This is a genomic window from Rhodococcus sp. NPDC054953 (assembly GCF_053609225.1).
In genome coordinates this window covers 68315-80971 of the sequence record NZ_JBSGXD010000021.1, presented here as the reverse complement: position 1 = coordinate 80971, position 12657 = coordinate 68315, and the positions used below count along the sequence as shown (strand labels likewise).

The following is a 12657-nucleotide window of genomic DNA, read 5'->3' as shown; positions in this document are numbered from 1 at the left end:
GGCCGCGGCTGCCGGGCGGGCGCGCGGGCACGGCGTGCCTCGTCGCCGCCCCCGCCGGTGTCGCGCTGGCGTGGCTGCTCGCGACCCCGGACGGCCCGGACCCGGCGGCCGCGGTCCGCGCACTGTCGGACCTGCTCGGATCGACCGTGCTCGGCCTGTGCGTCCTCTCCTGGCTGCAACGCGACGACCGGCGCCCCGCGGTGCCGCATGCCCGGCTGTGGCGTCCGCTGTCGGTCACCGCGGCGGCGTGGGCGGCGACCGAACTCATCCTGCTGGTCGCCGCGGCATCCGAGGTCGCGGTCGGGGCGCTGACCCCGGCCGCGGTCGGACGGTTCGTTGGCGGCATCAGCGTCGGGCAGGTCGGGGCGGCGACGGTGCTGTGCGCCGCCGCGGTCGCGGTCGCGGCGGCGCTCGGCCACCGCAGCGGCTCCACCCGGTCGGTGACGCCGGTGGCCGCGGTCGCCGCCGTCGCGCTGCTCGCCCGGCCGGTGACCGGGCACATGTCCGCGCAGGTCCTCGGGTCGGTGCTGGTGGCAGCCCACGTCCTCGCGGCGGCGCTGTGGTTCGGCCCGCTCGTCGCGATGGCGTGGCTGCTGCGTGGCCGCAGCCCGTGGGCGACACTGCTCCCGCGCTATTCGACGCTGGCATGGAAGTGTGTCGCGGTCCTCGCGGTGACCGGGATCGTCGACGGCGCCGTCGCGCTCGGCGGCCCGGGCGCGCTCGTCGACACCGGCTACGGCCGGATCCTGCTCGCCAAGGCCGTCGCGCTGGCCGGCCTGGCCGCGCTCGGCTGGTGGTGGCGGCGCACCTGGGTGCCCGCCGCCGCGACCCACCGTGCCACCGAGCGGGAGTCGTTGCGACGCTCGGCAATCGAGGTGGTCGCCCTCGCAGTGGTGTTCGGCCTCGCCGCAGGCCTCGCCACCACCGGTTGAGGTCCGGCGCCGCGACGTCGTTTATTCCCAGGACAATTCCGGCTGGGCCGAAGCGCCAGTGGAATCACGGTTGCGCTGGCGGAGCGTCTTTGTGTGCCGCGGCATACAGAACCGCGGACAGCCGGACGAGTTCGCCTCGGTCGTTCTCGCTGAGCTGTGTGAAGACTTCCTGCTCGACCCGATCGAGGACCCGGTCACTCTCGGCAAGCAGCTTTCGACCGGCATCTGTAATCGCCACGATCTGCCGTCGCCGGTCCTTGGGGTCTCGTTGACGGACGACGTATCCGCCGTTCTGAAGTCCATCCAGGTACGCGACGATGTCTCCCGGATCGAGGACGACACGACTGGCAAGCATCTTCTGGTGAGCCGGACCCAACTCTTCGAGCGTGCTCAGGATCGCATGTTGGTTGGGGAGGAGTCCGACCCGAGCGAGCGCGTCTGCGTACAACTGCCTGACTCGCAGCGCGGCACGGACGAAGACGAATCCCGGACGTCGTGCCAGCCGATGGGTGTACTGGGGCGTGCTCATGCCCCAATTATAGGTCTACCTAATCTTTACCAGGGCCAACGATAGTGCGCGCTCGGGTTCTGGGAGGCGCTGCGGGCAGTGTTCCCCGATACCCGAGAGCCGCGCTGCTGGTTCCACAAACAGTCCAACGTCTTGTCCTCGCTCCCGAAGACCGCGCACCCGGGCGCGTTGGCGGCGATGAAGGCCATCTACAACGCGGAGGACATCGACAAGGCACAGCTCGCGATCGCGGCGGGCGCACAGGACTACGGCGCGAAGTACCCGAGGCGGTCGCGAAGATCACCGACGACACCGACGTGCTGCTCGAGCACTACCGGTATCCGGCCGAGCACTGGGCGCACCTGCGCACCACCAACTCAATCGAATCCACCTTCGCGACAGTGCGTTTGCGGACGAAGGTCACCATGGGCCCGGGGTCGAAGGCGGCGGGGATGGCGCTGGCCTACAAGCTGATTGAGGCCGTCCAGGCCTGGTGTCGGGCCGTCAACGCACCGCATCTGGTGGCGTTGGTCCGCGCCGGTGCGTTGTTCCACAAGGGCAAGCTCCTCGAACGACCCGTCGACACCCCCGGAACCGTCACCGGACATGCCTGTGGGTTCCGGAACTGCCTGGCCAGCCGACCAGCGATACCCAACCATCTTCCACGATAGTTTTCCGACGGATTCCGACGGCAGATGTCCGTTCCATCTGCAAGCGAGGACCGAAGGTGGTCCGCCACGACCTGGGTGATCCGCAAGATCACACGCCTTGATCCCTCCGCAGCCAACCTACTGTCTGCTGCGGCACTCGGTGTCAAGCTCTGCTCGGCGGTCGGGATAGATGCTGTGCTGGTGCAGCACTCCTCGATCGGGTCGCGGTCGACCTGCACGACGCCTGCCTCGTCGGTGATCAAGGCGCGGACGCCACCGATACGAACAAGAACAAGGGGTCCGGTTCTCCCCGACGGTGCCCGCCGATACCGATGGCGGCCTGGAATCACAAGAGCTGAGTAACGCTCGCGCGCAGCGGGCACTGCACGAGATTCCGCGAGCGACGGGAGGCCAGTCCGGGATAAGCAGCCCGCGCGAGACCAGCATGCAGGACGGGTATACGGGGCACTCGGAAGCGGCGCTCGTGCTGGCCTCGATGGAGTCAACCCTTCCGCATGCTGTCCTGCAGGACGATCGTCAAACAGGACAGTCTCTCGGCCAGCCCGATTGACGTCGCCTAGCGTCAGCAAGCGCAACCCTGGTTGAAACTGAAACCACTGATCCGGCGACGTGAAATGCAGCGCCACCAAACACTGCGAGTAGCGCCTGCCGCCGACGGCGGTGCCCCCGGAACCGGACCCGGCCGGGAACCGCCTCTTTGACACTTCTTGCGGCCACGGCTGTCGCCTCCACCCGACGTGATTCCGGGCGGACCTGATCGAGCAGACCGAGCAGTTTGCGTCGGCGGCATCGTGTCGGACCGCCCCGCTAGGGTCATTCACCGAATGGGTCTGGCTTCCTTGCCAGAGGTGAAGGGACAACGAAGTGCCGCAGCTGACCACGCAATTCAACGAAGCACTGAGCAACATCGAGCCGACTGAAGAGGACAAGACGCACGCTCCCCAAGCTCATCAGGAGGTGCGCGAGGTGCTCGTGGCGGACGAGACCCTGAGTGGGTGGGGCCTGAATCCTGTTCTGATCGGCAGCTACAAGCGCCACGTCAGCATCCGCCGCATGAAGGACGTGGATCTGTTCGGGCGCCTTGAGGATCTGCCCGACGAGGTGGAGCCTGACGAGCTTCTGAGGGAGTTCGAGCGGGTCCTCAAGGCTGAATTCGGCCGTGAGCGCGTCGCTCGTCAGGCACGCAGCCTGCAGGTAGCTTTCCCTGACCTCGATGGTCTCTACGTCGACGCGGTACCTGCCAGGCCGTGGACCAGCCCGTACGGCGAGGAGGCGTGGCAGCTGCCCAAACGAGGGGAATACGGGTGGCAGGAAACCAACCCCGAGCGCCTGACCGAGTTGACCAGCGAGCTCAACGTCGAGTTCAACAAGCTGTACGTGCCGGTTGTGAAGTTGCTGCGGCAGACCCGCCGGTCACTGATGGGCAAGAAGAAGCCGGGTGGACTCACAATCGAGATCGCTGCCATGCTCGCCTTCCAGTCGGGAGATGTAGCCGGCACAACGCTCGGTGGGCTCTACGTCTCCGCCCTCCGCAAGACGGGCGACCTGCTCTACAACGCGTTTGTGCTGGGTCTGGGACTGGAAGACCCGACGCTTACCGGTGAGCGCCTGTATGTGCGCGGTGAGGATGCCGACAAGCAGGCGCTGGCAACGGCGTTCATCGATGCGGGCTCACGCGCGCAGGAAGCCCTCGATGCCGATGCCGACGACAAGTGCAAGGCGGCGAAGGTGTTCCGCGAAATTCTGGGCAAGGCTGTTGATGACCAGGGCATCCAGGACTATGTATTCCCCACGCCCGACGATTGCAACCTGGACGGTACGAGGAAGTCCTTCACTCGTGTGCGAGCCGGCGACGCGCAGGTCGCAGGGGGCGACCGCCGGTTCGGATGACAGATCATCTGGACGCAAACGAACAGCTTCGCCTCTCGTGCCTGGATGCCACGGAGCGGCTCGTCGATGTGCTCTCGGTCCATGGTTTCGAAGCTCCAAGCCACGACAGGGAGACCTGGCGGGGCATGGTCCACGTCACGGGATTGGATGTGCATACCGCCGTCGACCTGCAGATCCATAGTGACTACCCCTATGCCCAGCCGAAGGTGACGCCGCTGTCGCGCAGCGAAGCTGAAACGTGGTTGGGAGTGGACGTTCCTGGGTATTACGAGCCGTCGAACTCCTGGCACCGCGAGCGGGGAGGGCAACTGTGTCTCTTCGAGCAAGAGGACCACACCCGCCTGCCGTGGGCAGACCCGGACGCGTTGCTCGACCAAGTTCAAGCATGGCTGGCGCAGGACCGTGCTGGCTGGCCGGGCGACCTTCCAGCTCTCGATCTCGAGCGGTACTTGGAGCCGACCGGCGAAGTCGTGCTCTACAGCGACATTCAGAAGGTGGTGGGCTGCGTCGTCAAACTTCGTGGTCGAAGCCCAGGGCCATGGGCAGTCGACCGCCCGGCGAAGGTACCGCGTGGCCGTATGGGCAGGCAGGCTTTGTGGGCGCGGGGCGTGGTACTTGTCCTCGACCTTGGCGAACTCACTCACCCCATCCGCGACTGGGCGTCGCTTCTCGACGCCGCTGGTGACGCTGGTGCACGACTCGCTCGGGAGGTGAAGTACGGCGTTAGGGAGCTTGCGCTGATCTACCGCCGGTTAGGTACCTCCGGTGTCCTCGCGGTCCGTCTCGTCCCGAACAACTCCGGTTGGACGCTCAAGGCGCACCGAGCGTCATCAATGGGCGACGATGCGCTGACGACAAGATCGCATCCCCAACGTGCCGTGCTCGCCCAACGACGTGTCACGATCGTCGGTGTCGGCGCCGTTGGGTCGGTGCTGTCCGACCTCCTGCATCGCAGTGGCGTCGGAGAACTGCGCCTAATTGATCCTGACACGGTCTTGCCGGGCAACGTCGTCCGGCATCTGGTCGGCAAGGAACATGTGGGCAAGGCAAAGGTAGATGCAGTGAAGGAAACGCTGCAAGCCACACGCCCCTCGGCTGCCACCTCGATCACCGCGGAATCGGCGAGTGTCTCGTCTCTTGAGCAGGCGTGCGAGCTTCTCAAGACGAGCGACTTGGTCGTCGACGCGTCCGCTGACTCGACTGCATCACCGATGATCGCCGCTGTGGCCCGAGCCGGAGCAGGACACGCGATAGGTGTTGCTGTCCTTGCAGACGGATATGCCATCCGAGTCGATCACTGGCCCGAACCACCGACAGGATTCCTGCCGCCGCCCGTGCTCCCACCAGCGAGCCCGGGTATCTACGAGTCCGGCTGCAGCAGCCCGGTCAGCACCACCCCGCCCGCTGCGGTGTGGGAAGCGGCCGCGCTTGGTGCGCGACACGCAATTGACGCGCTCCTCGGGGACAACCACAGCGCTGGCGAAGAGCGCATCGTTCGTGCCGGGGGTAGCGCATTGTGACCTTCTCGCCATCCGTTGTCGTCACTGACGAGGCCATGCACGTCATGCTGACTGCCGGTCTTACCGCGTTGCCTCGAGAGATCGGCGGCATTCTTGCTGGCTTCCGCGCGGAGGACCAGGTGGTGGTAACGCGAGCGGCCGTCGTGACCGATGCCGGCAGCTCCAGACGGGACTACCAGCTCCTCAAGCACCATGCCGCGGACGAACTGACCCGGTTGAAGGCTGGCGCTGCCCCCGTCGTCGGTTTCGTCGGCGACTGGCACACCCACCCCGCAGACGTCCCACCGAGCAGTATCGATATCGCGAGTCTCGAGGTGGTTGCCAGGGCAGCCGGTGACATGGTCGCGCTCATCGTCTTGCCCTTCGCCGACGGCAAGCCCCGCCCCGCACATGGGCGGGTCGGCTGCCGACTTGGATCAAGTCGACTGATCCGACGCGCCCAAGTCTCAATCCACTACGCACCCATATCCACGACCAACACCACGGCCAGCGACCTGGAGCGATCCGCGATGCTGGCCTGAACTCGAAGGAAACACAGACCCTATGACCGAGTCCATTCCGTTCAATCTCAATGAGGCCTTCCGGACAACCACCGAGACGATGCTCGCCAAGTTCCGCGGAGCCCGTTATCTCACGAGTCATTCCACAACACTCGGTGACGGCCACGAGCAGGACTGGAAGGAAGCACTGGAGCAGTTCCTGCCTCGTCGTTTCGCGGTCAATTCAGCATTCATCGTGGACAGTCAAGGAAACGAGAGCCAGCAGATGGACCTGGTTATCCACGACCGCCACTTCTCACCAATGTTCTGGACCAACGGCAGCACGCTGTTTCTTCCTGCCGAGTGTGTGTATGCAGTCCTGGAGGTCAAGCCCGAACTCAACAAGGGCTACGTCGAGTACGCAGCGGAGAAGGCTGCAAGCGTTCGCCGCCTTCACCGCACGTCGGCACCCATCCAGCAGCTCGCGCAGACCGCGAGACCGGCCGAGCCCAAGCGCATTCTGGCTGGCATCGTTGCCGCTGGGTCCGGATGGAAGCCGCCACTTGACCGGCCGCTGGTCGAGGCATTGACGAACCTGGACGAAGCGCACCGCCTGGACCTCGGCTGTGCCCTCGATGCAGGGATGTTCGAGCTTCCCGAAGGAGCAGCCGCGGAAGGCCTCAAGCGTACGGATGCCGATGTGGGACTGGCGATGTTTGCGATTCGGCTCGTTGCAAGGCTCAACGCCGTCGGAACGGTGCCGGCACTGGACTACGACGTCTATACATCTGCTCTGACGCATCCCGTGGTCGGCGAGGCCACGTCGACTGAACCGCCCCGGTGAATGCATCGACCAGTTCTGGTGTCCATATATTCCGGGGCGATCGCCCCGAAGGTCGTCTGGCCCGGCCAATAGGATCACGACCATGATGGTGATGGCGTCGTGAGTGAACTCGGCAAGAAGGCATTGAAGGAGACCGAGATCCGGACTCGGTACATCACGCCTGCCATCGTGCGCGCGGGCTGGGACCCCGAGAAGAGCCAGATGCGCGAGGAATACACGATCGCACCCGGCAAGATCGTGGTGCGCGGAAAACTCCACGCCCGCGAAGCCGCCAAGTCCGCCGACTACGTCCTGTTCCTCAAGCCGGGCTTGCCGCTGGCGGTCGTCGAGGCCAAGGACAACAACCACAGCCTCGGTGCCGGCATGCAGCAGGCACACGGCTACGCCGATCGCCTGGACGTGCCGTTCGTGTTCAGCTCGAACGGTGACGGCTTCCTGTTTCACGACCGGACAATCACCTCCGGTGCCATCGAGCGCGAGCTGACCCTCGACGAGTTCCCCTCCCCGGATGAGCTGCATCGCAAGTGGCTTGTATGGAAGAGCATCGAGCCCGACACCGCCGAGAGGAAGGTCATCGAGCAGGACTACTACTTCCAGGGCAAGGAACTGCGCTACTACCAGCTCCAAGCCGTGAACCGGACTGTCGAGGCAGTGGCATGCGGGCAGAACCGGGCCCTGCTCGTCATGGCCACCGGAACCGGCAAGACGTTCACCGCCTTCCAGATCATCTGGCGGCTCTGGCGCTCCAAACGCGCGAAGCGGGTGCTGTTCCTCGCAGACCGCAACATCCTGATCGACCAGACACGGGTCAACGACTTCAAGCCGTTCGGTACCGCAATGACGAAGATCACCAACCGCACGGCCGACCCGGCCTTCGAGATCTTTCTCGCCATCTACCAGGCCATCACCGGCACTGAGGACGCGCAGAACATCTACAGGGAGTTTTCGCCCGACTTCTTCGACCTCATCGTGGTCGATGAGTGCCACCGGGGAAGTGCCCGGGAAGACGCCCAATGGCGAGAGGTCCTCGACTACTTCAATGGCGCGATCCAGATCGGCCTCACCGCAACCCCGAAGGAAACCTCTGACACCTCGAACATCACCTACTTCGGCGAGCCGATCTTCACCTACTCGCTCAAGCAAGGCATCGACGACGGATACCTCGCGCCCTACAAGGTCGTGCGCATCGACATCGACAAGGATGTCGCCGGCTGGCGCCCGGAGGACGGAAAGACGGACAAGCACGGCCAGGTGATCGAGGACCGGATCTACAACCAGCGCGACTTCGACCGCGGCCTGGTCCTCGAGCAGCGCACCAAGTTGGTCGCCGAAAGGGTCACCCAATATCTCGAAGAGTCGGGCGACCGATACGCCAAGACCATCGTGTTCTGCCAGGACATCGACCACGCCGAGCGGATGCGCTCAGCCCTGGTGAACGAGAACAGCAACCTCGTCGCCGAGAACCGCAAGTACGTCATGCGCATCACCGGTGACGATGCCGAAGGCAAGGCCGAGCTCGACAACTTCATCGACCCGGAATCGCGCTACCCGGTCATCGCGACGACCAGCGAGCTGATGTCGACCGGAGTCGACGCGCAAACCTGCAAGCTCATCGTCCTGGACCAATCGATCAACTCGATGACCAAGTTCAAGCAGATCATCGGCCGCGGCACCCGCATCAACGAAGAGCATGGCAAGTTCTACTTCACAATCATGGACTTCCGCCGCGTTACCGAGTTGTTCGCCGACCCGGACTTCGACGGAGCACCGGTCGTCATCTACACACCCGGTCCGGACGATCCGGTTGACCCGCCGGATGATCCCGACACTCCCGGTTCTGGCGGACCGACATCGAACAACCCGCCGGCCGATCAGCCGGAACCGCCCGGCCAACGCACGAAATACGTAGTAGGTGACGTGCCGGTCGAGCTTGTTGCCGAGCGCGTTCAGTACATGGGGCCGGACGGCAAGCTCATCACTGAGAGCCTCACCGATTACACCCGCAAGCGGGTTCACGATGCTTATCCGTCTCTCGATGCCTTCCTGACGCGCTGGAATCAGTCCGAGAGCAAGCAGGCGATCATCAACGAGCTACGAGAGCAGGGCGTCTTCTTCGAGGCACTAGCCGAGGAGGTTGGCAAGGACTTCAGCCTTTTCGATCTCGTCTGTCACGTTGCCTTCGACCAACCGCCACTGACGCGACGACAGCGAGCAGACAACGTCCGTGCTACCGGCTACTGGGCCAAGTACTCCGACAAGGCCCAGGCGACGCTCCAGGCTCTGCTCGACAAGTACGCCGACGAGGGCTTCGAGCCGGACCATGATGCGAGAGTTCTCCAAATCCGGCCGTTCATCGACATCGGTACCCCGATCGAGATCGTTGTCGAGTTCGGGGGCAAGGTTGGATACGACTCCGCCGTCGAAGAGCTGGAGCAGCACCTCTATGGGAAAGCGCAGTAGGGAACGTTTGTGAGCAACATCAGCGGCACCGTGAAGTCGATCCAGGACATCATGCGGCAAGACGCAGGCATCGACGGCGACGCACAAAGGATCGGCCAGCTCGCCTGGATGTTCTTCCTCAAGATCTTCGACGATCGCGAGGCCGAAACCGAACTCCTCGATCCCCACTACAGGTCACCCATCCCGTCAGAGCTTCGCTGGCGCACATGGGCGGCGCCGAAGGAGGGCATCACTGGCGACACCCTGCTCGCCTTCGTCAACAACGATCTGTTCCCGACGCTCAAACAGTTCGCCGAGACGTCTACGACAGGCCGCGCGAGTGTGATTGGCAACGTCTTCCAGGACGCCTTCAACTACATGAAGAACGGCACCCTGATCCGGCAGGTCGTCAACAAGATCAACGAGATCGACTTCAACCGGTCCGAAGACCGGCACGTGTTCGGCGACATCTACGAGCAGATCCTCAAAGACCTCCAGAGCGCCGGAAACAGTGGCGAGTACTACACACCCCGTGCCGTCACCCAGTTCATGATCGACATCGTCGGCCCGAAACTCGGTGAGCGGGTCCTCGACCCAGCGTGTGGCACCGGAGGCTTCCTCACGGGCACGATCGAGCATGTCCGCGTCAACCATGTGAAGACACCAGACGACGAAGCGCGGCTTCAGAATTCGATCCGCGGGGTCGAGAAGAAGCAGCTCCCGCACCTGCTTTGCACGACCAACATGCTCCTGCACGGCATCGACGTGCCGACCAACATCGCCCACGACAACACGCTGAGCCGGCCGTTGCGCGACTACGGCAACGCGGACCGCGTCGATATCATCCTCACCAACCCGCCGTTCGGTGGCACCGAGGAGCCGGGCATCGAGAACAACTTCCCGCAGGCCTACCGCACCCGGGAGACGGCGGACCTGTTCCTCGTACTCATCGAGCATCTGCTCAGGGACGGCGGCCGCGCCGCCGTCGTCCTTCCCGACGGCACCTTGTTCGGCGACGGTGTGAAGGCTCGCATCAAGGAGAAGCTGCTCACCGACTGCAACCTGCATACCGTGGTCCGGCTCCCGCGTGGTGTCTTCAACCCGTACACGAGCATCGCGACGAACCTGCTGTTCTTCACCAAGGGTCAGCCCACGACCGAGATCTGGTACTACGAGCACCAGTACCCGTCGGGCTACAAGAACTACTCCAAGACGAAGCCGATCCGCATCGAAGAGTTCGACGCCGAGAAGGCTTGGTGGGATAACCGCGTCGAGTCCGAGGTCGCGTGGAAGGTCTCAATCGACGACATCAAGGGCGACTGGAACCTCGACATCGCCAACCCCAACAAGGTCGACGCCGAGCACCGCGATCCCGACGAGTTGCTCAAGGAGTACGAGGACATGCTGGGTGAGATCGACGTCACCCGAACCAGCCTTCGCGATGCGCTGGTCGCCGCGATCGAAGACGGTTTGAAGTGAACAAGCAGACGTTCCTCGACTCGTTCGGCCACATTGCCGATGCGCCTGGCGGCATCGACAAGCTGCGGAGCCTCGTCCTAGATCTCGCCGTCCGTGGGCGACTCACTCACCAAGCACTCACAGAAGAACCTGCCACCGAAGTTCTCAAGCGGATTGCCGGTGAACGCGATCGCCTGGTCAGGGCCAAGGAGATCCGTAAGCCGCCGGCGCTGCCACCGCTCGCGGCAAACGGGCACGCCTTCGACGTTCCGGAGAGTTGGTCATGGGCCCGGCTGGGCGATGTGTGTCAGAGCAGGCTCGGCAAGATGTTGGACGGCCAGAAGAACACTGGCACGCCGACGCCTTATCTCCGAAACTCGAATGTCCAGTGGGGTCGGTTTGAACTTGGGGACGTGAAGCGAATCCTCTTGGAGGACGCGGAACTTAGCGAGTATTCGCTGCAGGATGGCGACCTGCTCGTCGTGGAGGGCGGAGAGCCCGGTCGGTGTGCAATTTGGGACTCAGCCGTCGCGGACGGGGTAATGGTCTTCCAGAAGGCACTGCATCGGGTTCGGCCCGAGGGCGGCATCTCTCCGCGATTCGTCGCGTTGGTTCTGCGCAACGGAGTGGACTCTGGACGTTTGCATGAGCTGTTCACAGGAACAACCATCAAGCACCTCACCGGCGAGAAACTGAAGAGATTTGTCATTCCGTTGCCTCCGATCGAGGAACAGCACCGCATCGTTGAGCGTGTAGACGAGCTCACGGATCTGTGTGACGAGATGGAACAGCAGATAGCCACTCGCACCGAGGCTCGCTCGACACTGCTGGCCGCGACCTTGCACCGGGTCTCGGAATCGGATCAGGCAGACGACCTGCGAGCGGCCGTGGGGACATTCGTGGACAACATCGGTCTCCACCTCGCGCCGGGCGAAGGCGACCTCGCAGCGCTGAAACGTATGCGTCAGACAATCCTCGATCTCGCCGTTCGAGGACGGCTGACTCACCAAGACCCCGACGATATGCCCGCCACCGATCTCCTCACGCAGATCGCGGCCGAGCGCGATCGCCTTGTCAAGGCCAAGGGGATCCGCAAGCCGAAGAAGTTCGCCCCGGTGGCGCCGGGTGAGGGTTTAGTCGCACTTCCTGAAGGATGGATATGGGCGCGGGCCAATGAGTTCTTCATTGCCAGCGACTCGGGCTGGAGTCCCCGGTGCCTCGTGGAACAGGCGGGTCCCGGTGAGTGGGGAGTACTCAAGACGAGCGCGGTTTCGCGAGGGGTGTTTGAAGAAGCCGCAAACAAGAAGCTTCCGCCGGCCCTCGAACCTCGGCCGCAACTGGAGGTTCAGCCGGGCGAGTTCGTGATGATTCGAGCTAGCGGTTCGAAGAGCTTGGTCGGCCGCGGGGCGATCGTTACCGAAACTGAGTCACACCTCATGCTCTCGGACAAGCACATTCGATTGTCGTTCCTCTCGAAGGCGTCGACTCGTTACTGGGCAATCTTGAACGACAGCACCGAGGTACAGCGCTACTACTCGGCCGAGTCTTCTGGAACCAGCACGATGAGCAACGTGACTCGGGATCGAATTGGAGCCTTGGCAGTGCCGGTTCCTCCGTTGGACGAGCAGATTCGGATTGCGGAAACCGTGGATGTGCTCTTTGCTCTTTGCGACGACTTGGAACAGCAACTTTTGGCCGCCCAAGACGCTCGCACAGACTTGGGAAATTCGGTTGCCGCACATGCAAGCTGAAAATCCGCTACGGGACAAATTTCCGACACCAGCGTGCGGGCCGGGCTACACGTGCAGGACCGATACCGCACCCACCCCCGGGCCGACGTCGGGGGCCGTTTGACGCCCCGTCAACTGCCGGGAGGCTCGGACGGGACGCCCGCCAGCGGCGTCTCTGGCGAGGGG

General features: G+C 63.8%; 9 protein-coding genes and 1 pseudogene. 9 read left to right on the top strand and 1 reads right to left on the bottom strand.

Annotation, left to right across the window (positions count from 1 at the left end; all coding sequences use genetic code 11):
* Positions 1 to 8 precede the first annotated feature (8 nt).
* Positions 9 to 932 (top strand): CopD family protein, encoded by a 924-nt coding sequence (locus ACWF62_RS15105; protein WP_452630545.1) that lies wholly within the window; start codon positions 9 to 11, stop codon positions 930 to 932.
* Between the two features lie 64 nt (positions 933 to 996).
* Here ACWF62_RS15105 and ACWF62_RS15100 read toward each other — a convergent pair whose 3' ends face one another.
* Complete coding sequence (locus ACWF62_RS15100) at positions 997 to 1461, bottom strand: MarR family winged helix-turn-helix transcriptional regulator (RefSeq protein ID WP_378508579.1); 465 nt, start codon at positions 1459 to 1461, stop codon at positions 997 to 999.
* Positions 1462 to 1509: 48 nt separating this feature from the next.
* On the opposite strand from ACWF62_RS15100, the pseudogene ACWF62_RS15095 reads away from it, so the two are divergent.
* The 8 genes and pseudogenes from ACWF62_RS15095 to ACWF62_RS15060 form a co-directional block, all read left to right on the top strand.
* Positions 1510 to 2111 (top strand): annotated as a pseudogene (locus ACWF62_RS15095) (transposase); the annotation flags it as partial.
* A gap of 864 nt (positions 2112 to 2975) precedes the next feature.
* On the top strand, positions 2976 to 4001 hold the full coding sequence (locus ACWF62_RS15090) for an SMODS domain-containing nucleotidyltransferase (RefSeq protein WP_452630530.1): 1026 nt from the start codon (positions 2976 to 2978) through the stop codon (positions 3999 to 4001).
* Positions 3998 to 5521: a ThiF family adenylyltransferase gene (locus ACWF62_RS15085; RefSeq protein WP_452630529.1), complete on the top strand. Its 1524-nt coding sequence runs from the start codon at positions 3998 to 4000 to the stop codon at positions 5519 to 5521. Before ACWF62_RS15090 ends, ACWF62_RS15085 begins: the two co-directional genes overlap by 4 nt.
* Positions 5518 to 6042 carry a Mov34/MPN/PAD-1 family protein gene (locus tag ACWF62_RS15080; RefSeq protein ID WP_452630528.1) on the top strand — a complete coding sequence of 175 codons (525 nt, stop codon included), beginning with the start codon at positions 5518 to 5520 and terminating at the stop codon, positions 6040 to 6042. The genes ACWF62_RS15085 and ACWF62_RS15080 overlap by 4 nt, the downstream gene beginning before the upstream one ends.
* 22 nt (positions 6043 to 6064) lie before the next feature.
* Complete coding sequence (locus ACWF62_RS15075) at positions 6065 to 6844, top strand: DUF6602 domain-containing protein (protein WP_452630527.1); 780 nt, start codon at positions 6065 to 6067, stop codon at positions 6842 to 6844.
* 99 nt (positions 6845 to 6943) lie between these two features.
* Entirely contained in the window at positions 6944 to 9304 is a 2361-nt protein-coding gene (hsdR, locus tag ACWF62_RS15070; RefSeq protein WP_452630526.1) for an EcoAI/FtnUII family type I restriction enzme subunit R, read from the top strand.
* Between the two features lie 9 nt (positions 9305 to 9313).
* Positions 9314 to 10762 carry a type I restriction-modification system subunit M gene (locus tag ACWF62_RS15065; protein ID WP_452630525.1) on the top strand — a complete coding sequence of 483 codons (1449 nt, stop codon included), beginning with the start codon at positions 9314 to 9316 and terminating at the stop codon, positions 10760 to 10762.
* Positions 10759 to 12492, top strand: coding sequence for a restriction endonuclease subunit S (locus tag ACWF62_RS15060; RefSeq protein WP_452630524.1), 1734 nt, complete (start codon positions 10759 to 10761; stop codon positions 12490 to 12492). Before ACWF62_RS15065 ends, ACWF62_RS15060 begins: the two co-directional genes overlap by 4 nt.
* The last annotated feature ends 165 nt before the right edge of the window (positions 12493 to 12657 follow it).